Origin of the sequence: Streptomyces kronopolitis, from assembly GCF_050953795.1 — a bacterium.
GTDB lineage: Bacteria > Actinomycetota > Actinomycetes > Streptomycetales > Streptomycetaceae > Streptomyces > Streptomyces kronopolitis_A.
In genome coordinates this window covers 94,169-114,351 of record NZ_CP191854.1, presented here as the reverse complement: position 1 = coordinate 114,351, position 20,183 = coordinate 94,169, and the positions used below count along the sequence as shown (strand labels likewise).

The following is a 20,183-nucleotide window of genomic DNA, read 5'->3' as shown; positions in this document are numbered from 1 at the left end:
AGCACAGCATGTTGGTGACGGGAACGCTGGACGACGGCGCGGGCTACCAGGTCGAGGTGACCGGACGCGAGGAGCAGCCGATCGTCGGCTCCCGCCGCGTGCGGGCGCTGGTCGAACAGTGCGTCGGGCAGCCGATACTGCTCGGCCCGCTCGGGCCGCAAAGGGACCTGGAGGCCACGGACACCGCCGCGGTGCTCGCGCTGCTGCGCCAGCACACGACGGTCGTCGAAGTCACACAGTGATGGCGAAGACCCACAGGTGAGGGTCAGCCCCCGGAATGATCACGTAATGGACGATGGCGGCGCGCGTCGAAATGACACGCACCGCCTCGTCCAGGTCGTACTTGTCGGCTTGGGGCCACAACCAGGGGTCAGAGCACGCCTGGAGGACTGCTGTGTGCAGCTCCTCCTTGTCGGGGACGGGCAGGTTCTTGATGGTCTCGCCGACGTTCGCGGCGAATCGAGCAGGAATCGCTGTCACGCGCCGAAGACCTCGGCCATCTCCATCGCGCCCGTCTCGGGCTGCCCGTCGGCCTTCCACTTCTTGTAGGCCACCGCGGCGTGCATACGAGCCCGCGCCTCACGCATGTCCGCGCTCCCGGACGCAGCAGCGAGATCGGCCTCAAGCACCGAGGCGATGTAGTCGCTGATCTCCATGCCGGACCGAGAGGCAGCGGCTCGCACCTGCTCTGCGAGTTCGGGCTGCACCCGAGCATTCAACTGAGTCTTAGCCATAGCAGAATCCTAGCGATTCGCTACGCGATCCGGCAGGGGGGCGGCGCGAGACGTAAGCCAACCTTGCCCTACACCCTGCATCGCGTGGACTACGCATACGCCGTGAAGAAGCTGCCCCAGCCCGGTGACCCGGCCACCGAGGAAGAGCCGGCCGAGGCTCCGCCCGAGCCTGAGCCCCCGCAGGGAGACGACGCCCGCCCATGGGCCGGCGACGTGTACGACGAGGGGGACGAGACCGACCCCGCACAGGCGTACACCGCCTTCTCCGGCCCAGCCGGCGAGCAGGCCTGGCTCGACAAGGCAGAGGACGGCACCCTCACCGGCTGGGTACGCGACGAGACCGGGCAGGTGTGGCGCTATTCGGACCCTGACGCCTGGGCCATCGACGTGGACGACGCAGGCATGTCCGAGACCGGCGGCACCCGCGGCGCCGGCCCGGAAGCCGAGCAGCCGGGCGGCCAACCGGTAGACCCCACCGCGACACCAGACCCGACCGCTCCCGACCAGGCGCAAAGCGGCGGCCTTCCCCTCGACTTCGGCACGGCTGACGAAGTCATCCCCGCCGACGGCACGAAGCCCGCAGACCCAGAAGAGGACGGCCCAGCGGCCGAGGAGACCGACGAGGAGGCGGACGCAGAGGGGACCACCGAAGAGGACGAGGAAGAGGACGACACCGGCAAGGGGAAGCGTCCCAACCCTTTCAAGTGACCTGGGCGACGGGCACGGCGGGACGCTAACCACCTCGCGGAGGCACGGTGCGCACCGCCGAGAACCCGCCCAGGAGGAACCCGCCGTGCCGAGAACCCCGCCGCCGCCCAACGCCCCACTGCGCCGCCCCACCCAGCCAAAGGGCGTGGTCCGGGCCATCTACGCCGTGACCGGAGTCGTGGACGAAGTCGCAGACCTGATCGTCCCCGGCGCTTTCACCCGCACCCTCGCCACACGCCGGGTCAAGGCGGCATGGCATCACGAGTGGAAAGACCCGGTCGGCACCGTTCTGGAGGTCGAGGAGTGGATGCCTGGCGATCCGCGGTTCGGCACAATCCCCGGCGGGACGGTGTGGCCGCGCGAGGCCGGCGCGCTGGTCTCAACCGTCCAGTACAACCTGCGCACCACCCGGGGCCGCGACACCTACGAGCAGGTCAAACAGTGGCATGAGAACGGCGAGGCCCAGTTCTCCATCGGCTACAAGGTGACCGTCGGCGGCGCGTCCAAGCGGCATGACAACGTCCGCGTCATCCACGACTTGGACCTGTACGAGATCAGCCCCGTGCTCCACGGAGCGCACCCCATGACCCGCTCCCTGGAGGTGAAGACCGCTTCCGGTGCCGGTGCACAGAAACTGGAACGCAAGGCGATCTGGTCGGCGGTCGAGCTGAAGGCCGCCGAAGCGGAAGCCGGCCGCGGTGCGATGGTCGCGCTGAAGCTGCCTCCGGATGTCGCCGCTCGCATCGCGCACCCGGAAGGCACGGCGCCCGCGGACCTGCATGTCACCCTGGCCTACCTCGGCGACGCGGCAGCACTCGGCGGCCACCCCGATGACCTCCGCGAAATCGTCACTCCGGCCGTCGGCAGCCTCAGCCCCCTGACGGGCAGCATCGGCGGCATCGGCAAGTTCCCAGACACTGGCGACGGCGAACCCACCTGGGTTCCCCTGGACGTACCGGGCCTGGCCGAGCTTCGGCAACGCGTCGTCGACACCCTCGGCACCTCGGTGTACGCCGACAAGCTCCAGACCAACCACGGCTTCACCCCGCACATCACCCTCGGCTACAACCTGCCCGACACCGAGCTCATCCCAGCAACACCCGTGGCGTTCGAGCAGATCGCCGTGGTGCGCGGCCCCGACATCTCCTTCGTCCCGCTCGGCGGTGCACAGGCGCCGACCGCACAGACCCCCGCTGCACCCGAGGCCACGCCCACGCCGATGGAGGCGAAGACCGCCTCGCAGGTCGTCATGGAGGCCAAGGCCGGCGGCGCGAACGGCAACCGCGGCGACGCCGAACAGCTCCGCCGCTGGTACGCCTCCGGAGGAGGAGCGGCACAGATCGGATGGGGCGCGGCGGGCGACTTCGACCGCTGTGTGGACATCGCCTCGAAGCACATGACCGCCGACCACGCCAAGGGCTACTGCAACCTGCGGCATCACGACGCACTCGGCATCTACCCGGCCACCCACGCGGCAGAGCACAAGTCCGCGGCCCAGATCGTGCTCGAAGCCAAGACCGCCTTTGCTGTGCCCCTCACGGAGGTTCCGTTGACCACCCCCATGCCCTTCTCCTACGAACAGCTCCGCGCCCGGCTCACCGACGCGGCACGCACCCTGCTGTCACCCGAAGACGGCGACTGCTACGTGGCGATCGAAGCCACCTACCCGGACCGCGTCATCGTCTCCCGCCACTCCCGAGACGAGACCAACACATACGCGATCCCGTACACCACGGCCGGCCGGGACGTCGACCTCGGCACTCCCACCCCGGTCGAACTGACCACCGTGGCGCTGCCCGTCACCGGAGAGAGCCACGCAGTCGACGGAGACGAAGAGATCGACGCCCGGTTCATGCAGCCCACCGCCACGGCGCTCCAGGACGCCACATCGCTGATCGAGGTCTCCGACGCCGGGCCCTCCCACCTCCAGCACCTCAAACCCGTCATCACCAACCTGCTGACCACGCTCGCGAAGAAGGGTCTCCCCATGGACGACGACAAGCGCCACGCCCCGGCCGGTTCCTCCCTCGATCTGTGGGACGCCGACTACGACGTCTCCGACGGCTGGGACGACGACGAGGGTGAGAACGACGAGACCACCGCCCCCGAGGACAGCGTCTCGGACGACGTACCCGCGACCGACATGCCGACCGACGACACCGAGGACCAGGACGACGACGATCAGGTCCGTCTCAACGCCGACGAGGTGAAGGCCGCACTCGCCTCACTGGCTCTCTGACCTGCGCAGACAACGGGCTCCCGGCTTCGCGAACTATTCGCGCCCGGGAGCCCGCGACGTAAACCCATGCACTCCTCTTCCATACGCCTCGCGTTGAGGCGTCCCGGTGCTGGCCGGGCGAGCGACGCACGCAATCGCCCATCCAGCACAGGAGAGTGCAACCGACATGGCAACCGCCACCACCGATAAGAGCCTCCTCCGCTCGCTCAAGGAACAGCTCGGAGAGAAGTCGGCTGAGGCCGAGCGCATCGCCTCGACTTTCAAGGAGGAGAACGGTGCGTTCGTCGTCTCCACCGAGCAGCGCAACGCGTACGTCAAGGCCGTCAAGGACGCCCAGGAGATCAAGGGCCTCCTCGACGCCGCCCAGGGCGCCGACGCCCTCAGCGGCTACCTCGACGCCCCCGACGGTTCGTCCGCGGCCGGACAGTTCTACGGCGGCGGCGCGGTCGGCACCGAGGTCAAGTCCCTCGGCGACATGTTCGTCGAGTCCGATGCCTACAAGGCCGCGGCCCGCGCCGACTTCAAGGACAGGCCGTTCATCCGAGCCGAGATCGAGGGGAAGAGCATCTTCTCCCTGTCGGCCGGCACGCACACCCACCAGGCTCTCGGCGGAGTCCAGGATCTTGGCATCACCGAGGCCCAGCGCCGGAAGTGGCACATCCGCGATCTGTTCCCGAGCGCCAAGACCAAGAACGCGGTCCTGCTGGGCATCCGCGAGACCGGGTGGGTCAACAACGCCGCGCAGGTCGCTGAGCGCCGGGCCGCCGACGGCGTCTCCGCGCCGACCGGGCTCGACACCGACGTGTTCGGCAAGGCCCCCCGCTCGAAGCTGAAGCTGGAGCCGGTCGCGTTCCCGATCGCCGAGATCGCCCACATGATCGACGGGCACAAGAACATCCTCTCGGACGAGCCGCGACTCAAGCAGTTCATCAACTCCCGGCTCATCGAGGGCATCAAGTTCGCCGAGGACTACGACCTGCTCCACTCGGTCGGCGGCGACGGCACCTCGATCACCGGCCTGTTCAACACCCCGGGTGTTCAGCAGTACGCGGGCGACGCCAAGGACAAGTTCTCGATCCAGATGCGGCGCGCGATGACGAAGTCGCTGCTGGCCGAGTACGAGCCCACCGGCATCGTTCTCTCCCCGACGATGTGGGAACAGGTTGAGGTCGAGACCGACGACAACGGCGCGTTCCGCGTCGCGCTCCAGGTCGCGGTCGGCGCGCAGAAGAAGGTCTGGCGGATCAACGTGGTCGAGACCACGGCGATGCCGGACAACAACTACCTCCTGGGGTCGTTCGGCATGGGCGCCCAGCTTTACGACCGCGAGAACGTCTCAGTCACCGTGTCCAGCGAGAACAGCGACAACTTCGAGCGCGGCGTCCTGACGTTCCGAGCGGACGAGCGGCTGGCCCTTGAGGTCTCCCGCCCGGAGTCCTTCGTCATCGGCACCTGGACCACGCCCACGGCCTGACCCGTGCGAGCCCGGTAACCGGGCTCACCAGCGGAGACGCAAAGCGGGGCCGGACCGTACGGTCCGGCCCCGCTCCCTTGTACAGAGAGGACTGCCGTGGCAGACACGAACGGGCTGATGGCGGCCCTCACCCAGCTCGCCGAGGCGCCCCCAGCCCCCCGCGGCCCGCGGTGCACTGTCGGGACCATCCTCGACGAACTCGACTCCAGCACCGCGCAGAAAGTGCGCGACGTGCTCGACAGCCCGGCCATCAGCTCAACGCAGATCGCCGACGCACTCTCCGGCAGCGGCCACCAGGTCCAGGCCCCCGCTGTCGCCCGGCACCGCCGCCGCAGCGCCTCCAACGGATGCAGGTGCCCGCGATGAGTCTTGACGACCACCTTGACGCGCTGCTCGCCCCGGCCTCCGCAGAGCAGTCCACGCCGTCTGAGGTCACCCGGCCCGCAGCGTCGGCCCCCAAGGGGTGGGAGCCCGGCGTCCGGTACGAACAGGGCGGCTCGATGCTCGTCACCGCGCCGGCCGCCGACGCGCCACCCCAGGACGAGACCGGATGGCGCGCTCGCGTCGAAGGACTCGGCCTGGTAGTCCCCGACGGGTACCGAGTCCGGCTGGTCGAAGCCCGCCACGACCCGGCCGCCTGGCATCGCTACGCCCAGGGCGAGGACGCCGTCACCCGCCCCGTGTGGCGCTGCCGGTACCTGATCGAGCCGTCCGTACCGGGCTGGTCGTCCGCCGAAGACCTCAACGCCCTCGTACGCGACGCCATACGGCGCCGCCGGAAGCCGCGCGCGGCGGCCGAACAGCCCGCGCGGGCCCTCGCCGTGGTGTACGCAGATCCGCAGGCCGGCAAGGTCGGCCGCGACGGCGGAACCAAGGAGTTGGTGGGCCGAGTAGCTGAGCGGTTCGACCGGCTCCAGGACCATCTACGCGACCTCGCCAAGGTCGGCCGGGCACCCGACTCTGCGTACTGGCTCGATGCAGGCGACTGCATCGAGGGCTTCGAGAACGTCACCGCGCAGGCCTTCACGAACGACCTGACGCTCACACAGATGGTCCGGCTCCACCGGCGGCTGACATTCGAGGGCTTGGACCGCCTCGCCACCGCCTTTCCCCGGGTCGTCGCCGCGACCGTCGGCTCAAACCACGCGAGGGTGCGCCGCGGCAAGGACGCCGTCGGACCGCCCGAAGACGACTGGGGCATCGAAGTCATGTCGCAGATCGCCGACGCCTACGGCCGCAATCCCGACGCCTACGGCCATGTGTCCTTCGTGATGCCCGAGCCCTGGCGCGACACCGTCTCCCTCGACATGGCGGGAACGATCGTCGGCCTCAACCACGGTCACCAGTACGCCCGCCCAGAGAAGGCCCCGGAATGGTGGAAGGGCCAGTCCTTCGGCCGCCAGCCCATCGCCGACGCCAAGATCTTGGTCAGCGGCCACTTCCATCACTTCCGCGCGCAGCAGCTCGGCAACGGCCGCCTCTGGGTACAGGCCCCCACCCTCGACAACGGCTCCGACTGGTGGGTCATGCGCTCCGGCGAGGTGTCCCAACCCGGCCTGCTCGTCTTCTCCGTCACCGCAGACGGATGGGACGACCTGCGCATCCTGTAGTGCGCGACCCAAGGCAGTCCCTTCCGGCACCCTGCCCACCTCAGACCACCGAGAAGGGACTCCCCATGGGCCTGTACAACGCAGCCGGCGCCCGCATCACGAAGGCAGCCTTCCCCGCCACCGCAGTTACCGACCCCGAGAAGAAGACCACCGCGGACATCTACTCCACCCGCCCGCACGACATGGGCACCCGTCCCAACGACACCCGCGACGGCGTGCCCGAGGGCTCGATCCGCACCCTGCTGTTCAAGGCGGGAACCGTCCTGCGGCAGTCGCAGATCGACAAGCTCTTCCCTCCGGCGACGATCGCCACCATTACCCCGAGCACCGGTCCGGCCGCCGGCGGAACGGTCGTCACCATCACCGGAACCAACCTCGACGGCGCCGCCGACGTGAAGTTCGGCAGCACCGCCGGGACCAATCTCAAGATCCTGTCCGCCGGACGACTCCAGGTCACCGCCCCCGCAGGCGCGGCCGGAGCCGTCAACGTAGTCATCGGCGACGAAGCAGGGGCCGTCAGCAAGACGGGAGGGTTCACGTACGCGTGAGCGCCCGGGGCGCGCCGTGATGCCCGCGACGTAAGCCCCTCGCGGGGTTCAGGGTTCCTCCGCCAACGCCCGTACACCGGCAGGAGGACCCTGTGCCACCCCGCACCCGCAAGACCGCCTCAGACGACACCGAGGCCACGACCCCGGAGACAACCGCCCCCGAGGACAACACGCCCGCAGCGACCGAGCCGCCCATGCCGGAGATCGTCGAGGACAAGGCAGCCCCAGCCGACACCGAGACGAAGATCCCCGACGTCGCACCACTCGCCCCTCCCCGCACCCCGGAGCCGATCCCGGAGCCGGTGCCGCTCACGACGGCGCAGCAGCTCCTGCCCGCGAAGATGGGCGACCGCATCGTGGATGACGCCACCGGCGAGCCCCCGGCGAACCCGGACGGCGTGTTCGTCCCCGTCATGCCGCACGGCGGCTCTCTGCGCTGCACCGTCCGCCTGGTCGAACACGTCGGCATGGGCGCCTACAACACCCCGACCACCCGTCTCCTCGTTCCGATCGGCGCCGAGCTGCGCCGCGACCAGGCCGAGCGCGTAATCGCCCGGCTCCGCGCGCAGCTCTCCGCGTCCGCGGACAGCGAGTAAGGGGACATCCGGTGGCGGTGTACGACTACCGACCCGTCTGGGCTGGTGCCTGGTGCGATCCGGACCCATCCGGAGGGCAGGTCAGCCGAATCGACCTGTATGCGACTCCCGACCGTAGCGGCGCCGTCGTAGCGACCTCCGGGCCGGCCGTGCGGCTGCGCGCGACCGTGTACCGGTTCACGCTCCCCGACAACCTCCCCGACGGCCGGTACTGGTGCGCCGTCACCTTCATTCCCGGCAAGGACCAGACACCCGCCACCGACCGCACGGTCCGCGCTGACCTTCCACTCGGTACGGCCCTGATCGCCTCCGCCGAGGACATCGCCAGTGAACTGGGCGTCTCCTTGCCGATCACCGCGGCGCAGCGCGAGGAGTACCGCGACGCCATCGCCAAGGCCCAGGCGGACGTAGAGGCATACCTGGGACGGCCGTTGATCCCGCAGCCGCGCACGCTGCTGGAGGTGACCCCGCTGTTCGGCTACGACCTCGACGACCCGCAGGCATGGCCGATCCAGCACTTCGACGACGTCACCACCGTAATCAGCCACGTCGCCAACCTGGACGACCGCGACACGTATACCGTGCAGCTCCTCGTGGGCCTGGACGCCGCGGTCGAAGACCCGATCCGTGCGTACGTCGTGGCGCACGCCTCCGAGCGCATCCGCAATAGTCCGTCCTCCGCAGAGGGGGAACGCCGCGTCACGTCCGTGTCCGCGGAAGGCCAGTCGATCAGCTACGACTCTGCTCCAGTGGCCGGCCAGCCAGGCGCCCTGCCCACGCTGGACTCCCTCTCGGGCTACCGCAAGCGGCTCTACCGCCCCATCGCCGTCACCCCCGCCGCGCCCTGGCCATACGGACGCGGACGCCGCTACAGCCGCTGGTAACCCCGGCTGACCAGACAGGACACCCATGGCAGACCTCTACAACTCGTACCGGAAGAGCACCTCCGCGGCGTTCTCGTCGTACGTCGTCGCAGTCCACACGGGGATCACCAAGGCACTCGTCGTCACCGGAAGAGGCTGACCATGGCCGTCCTCCTGCCGGACCGCAACTTGACCGCGTACGTCCTGGCCCACCCCTGGAGCCGGGACGCGCACGGTGTCCCCGTCCCACCCCCGCCAGGTGCCCGGCCTGAGCCCCGCGGCACCTGGCCCGGCGCGGCGGCCGAACAGACCGACGGATCGTGGACCCTACGTGCCGACCCCGCCGCGTGGCCTCTCGAACCCGGGGATGTCCTCGGCGACGGCACCCTCACCTGGACGATTGTCACGGCCCTGCTGAAGAAGGTGCCCGGCTACGGTGCTGCCGACTACATCGCGGTCACCGCTACGCGGAACCCCCCGGAGGTTCCCTGATGGCGAAGTTCACCATGAACCCGACCCTGGAGCAGGAACTGGCTGCGCTGATCGCGCCGAAGATCCACGAGATCGGCCGGGAAGTCGAGCGGCAGGCCAAGGTGTTCGCCCCGCCCACGAAGCAGTGGATCACCGTGGCCGACGACAAGGTCCGGCCCACCCACGTCGCCGCTCACGGCCAGGAGGTACCCGGCAACCTCCGCTTCAAAATCAACTCCATGAGGTGGGACCGCGAACACCGCGGCGTCGGTGCCCTGACCTACATGAAGGAGCCCCGGGACGAATCCAGCCGCGCGGTCGCCAACCTGAAGAACTGCCGCTGCCACGCCCGCAGCATCCCCGACGGCATCTCCCGCAACATTCGTACGCTGCCCGCCATCGTCACCGGCAGCACCCTCACGGTGAAGGTCGTCGCCGAAGGAGAGTGGGTCATCCCCGCGGAGATCGGCACCGTCTACCCCGGCAACCTGGAAGCGAAGGGCGCCTACTACATGGCGCGCGCCACCGCGGCCGTCGCCGCCCGCCGTTGACTGTTCCCCCGGGGAACACCGAGAGGAGCGGGCGACACTAAGCCGCCGCGGGCTGCACTCTCCGGCCCATGACGAACACCACCGCCCGGAAGACCGCCGCCACAGCCCCCGAGCCGGAGGCCCCAACCACCATCGCCGACGCTGCCACCGAGACAGTCCTCGGCCCCGCGCTGCGAGCCGGCCAGAAGCCGCAGAAGGTCACCTTCGCCCATCACCTGCGCATCCAGGGACAGGACTTCAAGCCCGGCGACACCGCCAACCTCTCGCCGGACTACGCCCGCCAACTCCGCGCCAACGGCTACGTCGCCCGGGAACGCGGCTGACCGTGGACGCCTACGCCGTCGCTGACGCCGACCCGGTGGCTGCCGTACTGGCCTGGCTCGCCGATCACCCGAAGGTTCAGGAAGTGCTCGGCGGGCCGGGCCGCGTCTCCGGCGCCAGGGAAGCCCCCTGGCCGCACCTGCGCGTCGCGCTCGGCCCCGGCGGCAACCTCGGCGACCTCACGTGGCTCACCCAGCCGGAAGTCTCCCTGGAGCTGTACGGCGACCCAGGCGGCTGGCCCGGACCAGCCGCCATGTCCCGAATCCTCAAGGTCTGCGCCCTCGCCGCGAAGGAACTCCCCGAGCACGCCCCGCCCCACGGCCAGCCGGTCGTCAGCCACGTGCAGCCCTCGGGCGTCCTGCTCGAATCTCCACTGGAGAACGGCCAGCCACGTTGGGTCATGGGCCTGCTCATCTCCCTCCACCCCACCCCGGAGACACCGTGACCTTCAACTCCACCGGCGCCGTCGCGCACACCGCACCCATCGGCACGAACCTCCGCGAGTCCGACGCTTGGACCACGATCGGCCACATCACCAAGGTCGGCTTCGACCGCGAGCCGGACGACACGCCCTTCCTGGCACCCTCCTGGCAGAGCAGGGCGACGCGGACCGTCACCATTCCGATCCGCGCGATCAGGCATCTGCTGCCCCCGCCGCGCGCCTGCTTCGACACCCGGACGGCCATCGAGCAGCACTTCCTCAAGCAGCGCATCGCCCGCCTCCTCCTCGACGCCAGAAACTCCCGCCCCCTGCTTCCCTGCCCACTGCCGTACTGAGCCCGGGACGCTAACCGGCCGCTCTCTCCATCGTGACCCGGCCCCAACACCTGGTCACGAGGAGAGAACGCCATGGCTGGCGAGATCACCAACGCACAACAGATCGTCGTTCCTGCCCGCACCCGGCTGTGGCTTGCCCCAGTCGGCACCGCGGCGCCGGCGGACGCCGCGATCCCCATGCCGGAAGGCTGGTACTCGGTGGGCCTGACCACCGAGGATTCGCTCAAGTTCAACGAGGAGCCCCAGTTCGAACAGGTCAAGAGCGCGCAGACGGACTTCCCGTCCCGCACATTCCAGACCTCCGACTCGGCGACCATTGAGGTCGATCTCCAGCAGTGGAACGCGAAGAACTTCAAGGCCGTCTTCGGCGGCGGCACGATCACCGAGATCACCCCGGCCGGCGGCACCGGCACCCCGCCGAAGCACTACAAGTTCACCCCGCCGCGGATCGGCGGACGCTCGGAGGTCGCCGCCGTCATCGAGGTCATAGACGGCGCCAAGCTGTACCGCTACGTCATCCCCCGCGCCATGCAGATGGAAGGCGTACAGACCGACCTCCAGAAGGCGAAGGAGGCGGTCCTGCCTCTGCGCCTGGCCGTGCAGGGTGGTGACGACGCCGACGCCTGGTATTTGATCACCAACGACCCCAGTTTCGCTGACGCCGCGTAACCTGGAGCATGTACGACGGAAGGCCCGTACTGGGCGTGGGAGCTGCGGACTTCCACGATCGGTACGGGCCTTGTCGTTGTTCGCGCTGCGTCAGCCGGGGATCAGATCATTGAATCCGAGAGCCGTGGCCACCTTGGCGTAGTCCTCGATCGCCGCGGCGTTGCGCTGGGCGAACGTGTGCACGGGCGCCTGGCGGCGGTGCTGCTGCCGCACAGGACGGTTGTACCGGACCTTGTGCAACTCGAAGTGTTCGCCGTAGGTCGCCTCCATGGAAGCGATCGTCATGTCGCCTTCCGGATCTGGGTGGCCCGGGGTGGGGGTACCGGCCATGAGGATGTGCCGGACGGTGGGCTCGACTCTACGGCTCCGCCCGCGCTTGTTCTTGTTCTGCTGCGACCGCATCTCAGCCAGTTCCTCGAACGTCGCTTTGAGATCGGTCTCTTCCTTGCTCGTCACCAGTACCGGCGGCACAATCTCGTCGTCCTCTTGGAAGGGGATGAGCGCCGAGACGACCAGCTTGGACAGCGACGCCGGAAGGTCGAGAAGCCACACGTCGTCGTCACCGTCGTAGGAGTCACACAGCTCACGGAACCACATGATGAGCTGCTCGTTGCCCTCCTGAGTGGTCTCCGTGTCGAAGTTCTTGACATTCCGTGAACCCGGGACGATCTTCAGGTTCTTGATGGGCTCGTACTCGGCAGGCTCCAGGATCTCAGCCGGGTTGTCCGGGTTCGTTTCTGCGGGAACAGCCAGGTAGCGGCCCTGCACTGTGCAGGCTTCCAGTTCCGCGCCGTGCATCAAGTCGTAGATGGTTCCGTGCCCAGCAGGCAGCTCGTCCATCGCGCACATGATGTGGCTGGCACTCCGCTGGTGATCGAAGTCGAAGATTCGCACCTTGTATCCGCGCAGAGCCAGCGTTGTGGCCAGCATGACGATGGAGCTCGTCTTGGCACTGCCGCCGGTGATGATGAACGCAGCCATGAGCAGTGGCCAGTTCCGGTTGCCGGGGCGCAGATTGCGCCGCGGAAGGGTCTTTGAAGACATCGTGGTCCAGTCAGTTGATGGGCTCGGGGTCAGGGTCGTTCTCAGCGCCGGGGAACGCGATGTCGTGCTTGGTGAGCTGGGCGCGTTCCCAGGCAGTCTCAGGGACGTACCCCGTGGTTTCGATGAGCAGGCCAACGTGCTCGGCGTCCGTACGGTCCCACTGCCGGCGCCCGTCGCGTGCCCGGATCTCACCCGCTGCGAGGGCAGTCGCGAGCGTGACCCGGTTGATCAGCTCGGCCTTGCCCGACGACAGTACGGCTTCGAAGTAGGAGTCGGTGTCGCTGATGGTGAACTCTGCGCGCTCTGCCTCGCGCAGCCATCGATGGGCGCGAGTACGTGCGGCGCTCTGCTGCATGGGAGCGAGCAGGGTGCGGGCGTACAGCGCGTTGTGCTGCTCCACAGACAGCTTCTGGTCTGCGGAGACCAGGCCCTGGCAGGCCGAGTCTCGGTCCGCGGAGGCGTGGTTGCGTTCGACGGTGTCCTTGTCTGCGGCGGTGACCTTTCCGCCCACGTTCTTGCGCGGTGCAGGAGTAGCGGCCGGGCGGTCGTCGCCGTTCTTCGCTGAGCCGTTCTCGGCAGAGGCCGCCTTCTCCTGGTCTTTAGGCTGTTCCGCGTCGGCTTCCGCCTCCCCGGGTTGCCCCGTCGCCGGCTTCGCCTCGTCCACAGGAGCCGAATCGTCCTCTGGTACGTTCTCCGACTCGTCTTCCGGGGCGCAATCGGATGTCCTGTCCCGGATGGCTTGGACGGCCGCGTTCACCGTCAGGTCGTTGTCGCGGATGAGCTCCCACGCGGCGATCTGGTCGTCAGGGTCGGCCAGCTTCGCCAGGAGGTTTCGGGCAACAGTGACACCCGGGCCATCCTCGGTGCCGACGATCTCCTGAAGCGCCGTGGGCAGCTTCAGCAGCTCCAAGCGTCGTGCGACGTGGTTCGGTCCCCCGAGATGCAGCTCCTCCACAATCTCGCGATAGCTCATGCCCTCTTCGACGTTGAGTCGCTTGAACTTCCGTGCCTCCTCAATGGGCGAGAGCTGCTTGCGGTGGAAGTTCTCGATGAAGAGGACCCTGCGAATGCGGTCCGCGACGTCGTCGCGGAGGATCGCTTGGATTTTCGGCTCACCGATGACGATGTGAGCCCGCCAGCGGCGCTCGCCGAACGCCAGCACGTACTTCGTCGTGATGCCTTCGGCCGCTTCCGGGTAGTGCTTGGCGAACACGGCCGTGTGCATCACGGCGATGTCCTGGAGCAGCCCGTCGCGCTTGATGCTGTCGCCGAGTTGACTGACGTCACCCAAGTCGCGGTCGTTGTACGGGTTTGCGCTGATATCGGCTACGTCTAGCTCAAGGGCGTCGCCGTTCTCCGCAGCGGCGGTCGGCATCTGGAAGAACTTGGGGGGGGGCGGCGCCGCGGCGGGTGCTGGTACGGAAGGCTTAGCGCCGGCGCCACCCTTGTCGCCCTTTGCCCTGTTACCTGCCGTCCTCTTCTGGCGGCGAAGTTCGTTTGCCACAGATGTCTCTCAGATAGGTGGGAGATGTTGTCGAGGTAGAGGCTATCCGTCAGACACCTCTGGGCTGCTGGCACATGCCGGGAAAGTCGGCCCACCTGTTCCCCAGGGGAACAGTCCGGACAGCCGGCTCCCTTCTATCAAGGTTGATAGAAGGGAGCCGGCTCCCGCTCTCCCGCACCGAGCCCGAGACGCAAGCACACCGGTCTCTCTACGTTCCCCGGGCTTCGACACCCACCCGGGAGGACCGGCTCATGACCTTCGTTATCGACCTCGACGCTGAGCGCCGCGAGGTTCAGTACCCTCACGGCATCCCCGTGCTCCTGCGCGGTGAGCAGTTCATCTTCCCGGCGGAGATCCCGGCCGACTGCCTCGACCCGCTCTTCACGGAAGAGCTGGACCTCATGGGGGTCCTGGGCGACATCGTGAATGCCGAGGACGGCAGCACAACCACCGGGGAAGTGGTCGAGATGCTGTTCCGCCGGCCCCAGCTCCCCGCCCGGTTCTACGGTGCGGTCAAGGACATCTACCTGGCACTCCTCGGCGAGGAGACCTATCGCGAGTTCAAGGGCGTCCGCCCGTCCATCGGCGACTACGTCCGCCTGACCAAGGCCCTCGTCGCCGTCTACGGGGTGGACCTGGGAAAGCTCTTCAGGTCGGCCGACTCCTCCGCGAGCGATGGGGAGATGTCGAGTCCGACCTCAGCCGGTACCACCAGCTCGACGCCCGAGGGCTCTGGCTCCGTCCAGGACAGCCCGGCTTCATCGGCCTCCGACGACTGACGGTCCTCCTCGACGGCCTGCCCGAAGAGTCGCGGACCACCTCGTCGCCGATCGGCGGCTGGACGGTGCACACCGAACTCCTGGTGCAGCTCATCGAGGAAATCTCACTGCTCGCCTCCGACAGGCGCCGTGAAGATCCTCGGACGATCAATCGCCCGTACGACACGGCCCCGGCTGTTCCCCAGGGGAACAGCTCGCCGGCGCAGCAGCCCGCCCCACTGAACGGCCACCGCAAGATGCTCGCGGCTGCCGCCCGAAGAGGAATGGTGCGCCCCAGTGTCTGAGGGCTTGCAGGCCGGCCGTCTCGAAGTCACGGTCGTCGCGGTACTCGACGGCTTCGCCCGCGAGCTGCGGACGAAGGTCGAGACGGCCGCAGAAGGCTTGGCTGCCAAGGTCAAGATCGAGGTCGACGACAAGGGCCTGCGGAAGCGCCTCAAGAGGGCGGTGAAGGACGCCTCCGCGGGGCTCACCGCGAAGGTCATCGTCCGCGTCGACCGGGACGGGCTCCGCGGCGAGCTGGAGGAAGTAGCCCGCCGGGTCGCAGACAACGACGTCCGTGTGCCCGTTCGGCCCGACGACGACAGCACCACGGGCGGCGGCGGACTGCTCAGCCGCATCCGGAGCCTGCTGGGCCGCGCCCAGGGTGAGGCTGACCAGAACCCGGTCAACGTCCCCTTCGACATCGGCGGATCGGGACGCGGCCGGAGCGGTCGCGGTCGGCTGAGGTCGCTTGCCCTGGGCGCGATCGTCTCGCTCGCGCAACCGGCCATCGCCGCCCTCACCCAGTACGGCGCCGGGCTCACCGCGCTTGTCTCCGCAGCGGCGCCCGCCGTCGGCGTCCTGGGCGCCATACCCGGGCTGATCGTCGCCGCCGGCACCGCGGCCATCGCGACCAAGGTCGCGTTCGGGGGCTTCGGCGAGGCCTTGAAGCAGACCCTCAAGGCACAGTCCCAGCTCGCTGAGGGCACCAAGCTCACCAAGGCACAACAGCAGGCGCTCGACCAGTCCCTCAAGGGCCTGTCGACGTCGGCCCGCGCCACCGTCAAGACCGTCGCCAGCCTCAGCGGCGAGTGGCGCAAACTGAAGCAGTCCGTACAGGAACGTTTCTTCTCGAAGATCGCGGACGAGGTCAAGCCTCTGTCCACCGCGGTCCTGCCGCTGCTGAAGTCGTCCCTCGGGGACGCCGCCGGGCAGATGGGCAACCTGGCCAAGCGCGGCGCGCAGGCCATGCAGAGCGGCCCGTTCGCCAAAGACTTCAAGACGGTCGCCAAGACCAATAGCAAGGTCATCGGCAACGTCACCGACGGCGTCGCCAACCTGGCCGCCGCGGCTGGCAACTTCCTCGTTGCCTCCGGCCCGTTCGTCGAGCGCGTTGCTGAGGGCGGGGAGAAGTTCACCCTCTGGCTGCGGGCCTCCGCGCAGGCGGGTCGCGAAACCGGCTCGCTCGGCAAGTTCCTCGACCACGCCGCGGAGAAGGCCAAGCAACTCGGCCGGACAACACTCGACCTGGGCAAGGGCCTGGCCGGCGTCGGACGGGCCGGACAGGACGCAGGCAACGCGCTCCTCGACGGCCTCGAAGGAGCCATGGGCCGGTTCTCCCGCTGGGCGAACTCTGCCCAAGGGCAAGTGTCGATGAAGAAGATGTTCAGCGACGCGGCCCCCACATTCCACGAGCTGAACGCTCTGATTGGTGACCTGGTTCGAGGCCTCGGCCGAATGTCCAAGGACAACGGCATCACCGACCTGATCCGTCAGATCCGCACGGAACTGATGCCCGCGGTCGGCGCCTTCCTCAACGCCATCGGCAGCTCGGTCGGACCGGCAGTCATCGGGCTGGTCTCCAACATCGCGAGTGCCTTCGCGTCCCTGTCCTCCGCCGGCATCGGGCTTGGAACCCTCCTATCCGCACTGAACGGCCTGCTGAACATCTTCAACGGGCTGATGAACGTGGTCCCCGGGGCCGGGACCGCTCTCGGTGCCTTCCTCGGCACCCTGCTGATGCTGAAGGTCGTCACCAGCATCTCCGGCAAGGTCCAGGGGCTCGTCACCTCGATCCGCAACGTGGGCACCGTCTCCACCACCACGGCGGCGGGTGTGCCCACCCAGGCTTCGTTGTGGCAGCGCATGGGCACCGCGTACACCACCGCGGCGAGCAGTGGCGGGCGGCTGTCGGGATCAATGCGGGCCGTCGGTGTCGCGGCCGGAGGCCTGCGCACCGCGGCGGGCGGCATCGTCACCGCACTGGGTGGGCCCCTGGCCGCAGTCCTCGCCGCCGCCACCATCACGGTCGGCCTGTGGGCCAGTAGTCAGGAAAGATCCGCTCGCGCCACCGAAGCGCACAAGGAGCGCATCAGCTCTCTCGCCCAGGCCCTGCGTGACTCCAACGGCGCGATTGACGCCAACGTTCGCGCCCAGGCCGCACAGCTTCTCCAGGACACCGAGATTGCGGACGGCAAGGGCAAGCTCGTCGACAAGATGCGCGACGCGCACGTCAGCCTGAAGCAACTGACGAGCGCGTACCTCGACGAGGGCGACGGCCTCGAAACGCTGGAGAAGCAGCTCCGCAAGGTTGCCGAGGCCAACAAGATCTGGGAGGACGTGGCCGGCGGCAAGGCGACCAAACAGGTCTACTCGGACAAGGGCCAGCGCTATAAGGACGCCGCCGACGGCCTCGCGGCCATGAGCGGCGAGCTGGAGGAGGGCAAGAAGAAGCAGAAAGAGTTCGCCGACGCCACCAGCACCAGCGGCAACGCGGGTACCGACTCCTTCACCAGACTGAAGACCGCGGTCGAGGGCATGTCCAGCTCGACGGCGACCGCCGACAGCCGCGTGAGCTCCCTGAAGCGTGCCTTGGACGAATTGACGGGCGGCACCCAGTCCTTCCACGACGCGCAGACCCGGGTTAACGCGGCGGTTCTGTCGGTGAACGACGCCATCAAGGCCAATACCACCGAGCTGAAGAACGCCGGGGCGGAGCTGATCAACCACGACGGCAGCCTGCGGACTGCTACCCGGGCCGGCCAGGACTACAACTCTCACCTGACCGAGCTGCGGGACTCCTCGCTCGACGCGGCGAACGCTGCCTTCGAGATGGCCAAGGCCAACGAGATCAGCCTCCCTGAGGCGATGAAGAAGGCCGAGGGGGAGGTCCAGAAGGCAAGGGACGCGGCGATCAAGTACGGCACGGACCTAGGACTCACCAAGGACCAGGCCGCAGGCCTCGCCAACCAGATGGGCCTGATCCCGTCCTCCGTGTCCGTCCTGCTCCAGGCCAACGGCATGGAGAAGACCACGGCCGACATCCTCAGCCTGTCCACCAAGCTCCTCAACCTGCCCAAGAGCAAGACCATCACCGTGGCCACCCCGACAGCCGGCGCCATCGCCGCGTTGCAGAACCTCGGCTTTGAGGTCACCAAGCTGCCTGGCGGCAAGAAGGTCACCATCTCCGCGCCCACCGGCGCGGCGAGGTCGAACCTGGCTGCGCTCGTGGGCGACCTGTCCCGGGCCCCGGGCAGCAAGAAGATCACCGTGCAGACGCTGGTCAAGCAGGCGACCACCGACCTGACTGGCATTCGTAACCGGGTCGCGGGCCTGCCGGCCGGCAAGAAGCTGAAGATGGAGGCGCCGACCAAGCTCGCCCAGGAGGAGATCAAGAGCCTCGGCTACAAGGTCAAAGACCTCAAGGGCAAGAAGATCGAGATCACGGCACCGAACAGGACGCCAATCGCCCAGGTCCAGGCGATCCAGCAGCGCATCAACAACCTGACCGGCAGGACCGTCACCGTCACGGTCAAGTACAACTCCGAGGGCAAGCCCTCCGTCGTCTCCGGCCACGCCGACGGCGGGATCGTGAAGTACGCCGACGGTGGCATCCGCAGCATGACCGGCCGCGTGAGGGCGTTCGCGAACGGAGCCGAGCGGCACATCGCCCAGATTGCAAGGGCTGGCGAGATGCGCCTGTGGGCGGAGCCGGAGACCTACCCCGGCGAGGCGTACATCCCGCTGGCCCCGTCCAAGCGCAAGCGCTCGGAAGAAATCCTCGACACCGTCGCCCAGTTCTTCGGCGGGACCGTCGTTTACCCCGGGCGAGCACTGAAGCAGTACGCAAATGGGGCAGTTGCTCTCAACCGAGCCCAGTCCGTGCGCTCCCTGTCGGCCCCCCGCGCCGCTGTTCCCGCGGGGAACACCCCGCTCGTCGGCGGAGACCTCAACCTGACCATGGCCGGCACCCCCATGTCCCCGAGCGAAGCCCTGGGCGATGCCCTGTTCGAGCTGCGCCGTATCCGCCGAGGAGGCGCACATGCCACTGGCTGAGGGCGAATGGAACCTCTCCTACAGCAGCAACGGCATCTATCCGGCTGCCAACTTCACCTTCGGGACCTTCAGCAGCGGCTACTACCTGCTCGACCCGACCCCGTACGAGATCACCTATGAGGACGTGGACTCGGGCGATACCCCGAACCCACGGCGGGACGGCGTTCGGCTCGGGCAGGACTTCCGAGGCAAGGCAACCATCAACTTCGAGATCGGTGTCGACACCGTGGACGCCTCGCCCACGCGCCTCGGCCGGCACGGTGCGAACCTCGACGCGCTCTCCGCCCTGGAACAGGCATGGGACGCCCAGGCCGTCCGCAGACGCTTCGGCACCCCGGCCGTACTGCGAACCACGCAGGGCGGCCGAGCGCGCCGCTTCTACGGGCGTCCGCGCAAGGCCGCCCCGGCACCCAACCGCCTCACGCGGCAGGGCTACACCGCAGTCGTCGCGAATTTCGTCTCCGTGGATGGGATCGCGTACGACGACGTGGAGCAGGTCGCCACGGTCACGATGAACCCGGCGCCCCACCGGGGCCTCAAGGGGCCACTGACGACACCGCTCAAAATGACCGGCCAGGGGGCCACGAAGGTGCCGGGCGAATTCCTGGTCAGAGGCACTCGACCCACACCGGCCGTCATTACGATCTACGGCCCCGTCACGAAGCCGTCGTGCGAACTCGTCGGGAAGTGGACCGTGGGCCTCGACCTCACTCTCGCGGTGGGTGAGCGCGTCATCATCGACTCGCGGTCATGGGCTCTGACCGTGCTTCGCAACGGCTCGGCCTCCGTGGCAGGCAACCTCACCCGCGCCTCGCCGAAGCTCCCCGAACTGCTGCTGCCGACCGGCCGGCAAGACCTGGTGCTCCGGGGCTCCGACGTCACCGGTATGTCGTACATGACCGTCGCCTGGCGCGACGCGTACGCCTACCTCTGACGAGCTGTTCCCCCGGGGAACAGATGCCGCGGCCACCCCGCGACACA

Annotated in this window: 22 protein-coding genes; 18 read left to right on the top strand and 4 right to left on the bottom strand. The window is 68.3% G+C overall.

What is annotated here, in order from left to right:
* The first annotated feature begins 8 nt into the window (after positions 1 to 8).
* The gene (locus ACQP17_RS34975) at positions 9 to 242 is read left to right on the top strand and encodes a hypothetical protein (protein WP_433860161.1); all 234 of its coding nucleotides are present in this window, start codon (positions 9 to 11) and stop codon (positions 240 to 242) included.
* Here the strand turns inward: ACQP17_RS34975 and ACQP17_RS34970 are convergent.
* Both ACQP17_RS34970 and ACQP17_RS34965 read right to left on the bottom strand, forming a co-directional pair.
* A complete protein-coding gene (locus ACQP17_RS34970) occupies positions 232 to 480 on the bottom strand; it encodes a hypothetical protein (protein ID WP_433860160.1) in 249 nt (82 codons plus the stop codon). The genes ACQP17_RS34975 and ACQP17_RS34970 overlap by 11 nt on opposite strands.
* On the bottom strand, positions 477 to 734 hold the full coding sequence (locus ACQP17_RS34965; protein WP_433860159.1) for a hypothetical protein: 258 nt from the start codon (positions 732 to 734) through the stop codon (positions 477 to 479). Before ACQP17_RS34965 ends, ACQP17_RS34970 begins: the two co-directional genes overlap by 4 nt.
* 84 nt (positions 735 to 818) lie before the next feature.
* On the opposite strand from ACQP17_RS34965, the gene ACQP17_RS34960 reads away from it, so the two are divergent.
* The 14 genes from ACQP17_RS34960 (at position 819) to ACQP17_RS34895 (ending at position 11,561) form a co-directional block, all read left to right on the top strand.
* Positions 819 to 1,442: a hypothetical protein gene (locus ACQP17_RS34960; RefSeq protein ID WP_433860158.1), complete on the top strand. Its 624-nt coding sequence runs from the start codon at positions 819 to 821 to the stop codon at positions 1,440 to 1,442.
* Positions 1,443 to 1,527: 85 nt separating this feature from the next.
* Complete coding sequence (locus ACQP17_RS34955; RefSeq protein WP_433860157.1) at positions 1,528 to 3,681, top strand: HK97 family phage prohead protease; 2,154 nt, start codon at positions 1,528 to 1,530, stop codon at positions 3,679 to 3,681.
* A 166-nt stretch (positions 3,682 to 3,847) separates the two neighbouring features.
* A complete protein-coding gene (locus tag ACQP17_RS34950; RefSeq protein WP_433860156.1) occupies positions 3,848 to 5,155 on the top strand; it encodes a phage major capsid protein in 1,308 nt (435 codons plus the stop codon).
* Positions 5,156 to 5,251: 96 nt separating this feature from the next.
* Positions 5,252 to 5,521: a hypothetical protein gene (locus ACQP17_RS34945; RefSeq protein WP_433860155.1), complete on the top strand. Its 270-nt coding sequence runs from the start codon at positions 5,252 to 5,254 to the stop codon at positions 5,519 to 5,521.
* Entirely contained in the window at positions 5,518 to 6,765 is a 1,248-nt protein-coding gene (locus ACQP17_RS34940) for a hypothetical protein (protein ID WP_433860154.1), read from the top strand. Before ACQP17_RS34945 ends, ACQP17_RS34940 begins: the two co-directional genes overlap by 4 nt.
* A 65-nt stretch (positions 6,766 to 6,830) precedes the next feature.
* Positions 6,831 to 7,313 (top strand): IPT/TIG domain-containing protein, encoded by a 483-nt coding sequence (locus ACQP17_RS34935; RefSeq protein WP_433860153.1) that lies wholly within the window; start codon positions 6,831 to 6,833, stop codon positions 7,311 to 7,313.
* A gap of 92 nt (positions 7,314 to 7,405) precedes the next feature.
* On the top strand, positions 7,406 to 7,909 hold the full coding sequence (locus tag ACQP17_RS34930; protein WP_433860152.1) for a hypothetical protein: 504 nt from the start codon (positions 7,406 to 7,408) through the stop codon (positions 7,907 to 7,909).
* Positions 7,910 to 7,920: 11 nt separating this feature from the next.
* Positions 7,921 to 8,793, top strand: a complete 873-nt coding sequence (locus ACQP17_RS34925; protein WP_433860151.1) for a hypothetical protein — start codon at positions 7,921 to 7,923, stop codon at positions 8,791 to 8,793.
* Between the two features lie 141 nt (positions 8,794 to 8,934).
* Complete coding sequence (locus ACQP17_RS34920) at positions 8,935 to 9,264, top strand: hypothetical protein (protein ID WP_433860150.1); 330 nt, start codon at positions 8,935 to 8,937, stop codon at positions 9,262 to 9,264.
* Entirely contained in the window at positions 9,264 to 9,794 is a 531-nt protein-coding gene (locus ACQP17_RS34915; protein WP_433860149.1) for a hypothetical protein, read from the top strand. Before ACQP17_RS34920 ends, ACQP17_RS34915 begins: the two co-directional genes overlap by 1 nt.
* Before the next feature lie 68 nt (positions 9,795 to 9,862).
* Positions 9,863 to 10,117, top strand: a complete 255-nt coding sequence (locus ACQP17_RS34910; protein WP_433860148.1) for a hypothetical protein — start codon at positions 9,863 to 9,865, stop codon at positions 10,115 to 10,117.
* A 2-nt stretch (positions 10,118 to 10,119) separates the two neighbouring features.
* Positions 10,120 to 10,560, top strand: coding sequence for a hypothetical protein (locus ACQP17_RS34905; RefSeq protein WP_433860147.1), 441 nt, complete (start codon positions 10,120 to 10,122; stop codon positions 10,558 to 10,560).
* Entirely contained in the window at positions 10,557 to 10,892 is a 336-nt protein-coding gene (locus ACQP17_RS34900; protein ID WP_433860146.1) for a hypothetical protein, read from the top strand. The genes ACQP17_RS34905 and ACQP17_RS34900 overlap by 4 nt, the downstream gene beginning before the upstream one ends.
* Before the next feature lie 72 nt (positions 10,893 to 10,964).
* The gene (locus tag ACQP17_RS34895; RefSeq protein WP_433860145.1) at positions 10,965 to 11,561 is read left to right on the top strand and encodes a hypothetical protein; all 597 of its coding nucleotides are present in this window, start codon (positions 10,965 to 10,967) and stop codon (positions 11,559 to 11,561) included.
* Positions 11,562 to 11,651: 90 nt separating this feature from the next.
* On the opposite strand, the gene ACQP17_RS34890 is transcribed toward ACQP17_RS34895, so the two are convergent.
* Together ACQP17_RS34890 and ACQP17_RS34885 are read right to left on the bottom strand one after the other, a co-directional pair.
* A complete protein-coding gene (locus tag ACQP17_RS34890) occupies positions 11,652 to 12,542 on the bottom strand; it encodes a ParA family protein (RefSeq protein WP_433860144.1) in 891 nt (296 codons plus the stop codon).
* 73 nt (positions 12,543 to 12,615) lie between these two features.
* On the bottom strand, positions 12,616 to 13,980 hold the full coding sequence (locus tag ACQP17_RS34885) for a ParB/RepB/Spo0J family partition protein (RefSeq protein ID WP_433860143.1): 1,365 nt from the start codon (positions 13,978 to 13,980) through the stop codon (positions 12,616 to 12,618).
* 380 nt (positions 13,981 to 14,360) lie between these two features.
* Here ACQP17_RS34885 and ACQP17_RS34880 point away from each other — a divergent pair, with 380 nt between their 5' ends.
* The 3 genes from ACQP17_RS34880 (at position 14,361) to ACQP17_RS34870 (ending at position 20,136) form a co-directional block, all read left to right on the top strand.
* Positions 14,361 to 14,888 (top strand): hypothetical protein, encoded by a 528-nt coding sequence (locus ACQP17_RS34880; protein ID WP_433860142.1) that lies wholly within the window; start codon positions 14,361 to 14,363, stop codon positions 14,886 to 14,888.
* Between the two features lie 276 nt (positions 14,889 to 15,164).
* On the top strand, positions 15,165 to 19,202 hold the full coding sequence (locus ACQP17_RS34875; RefSeq protein ID WP_433860141.1) for a hypothetical protein: 4,038 nt from the start codon (positions 15,165 to 15,167) through the stop codon (positions 19,200 to 19,202).
* Positions 19,189 to 20,136, top strand: a complete 948-nt coding sequence (locus tag ACQP17_RS34870; protein WP_433860140.1) for a hypothetical protein — start codon at positions 19,189 to 19,191, stop codon at positions 20,134 to 20,136. Before ACQP17_RS34875 ends, ACQP17_RS34870 begins: the two co-directional genes overlap by 14 nt.
* Positions 20,137 to 20,183 lie beyond the last annotated feature (47 nt).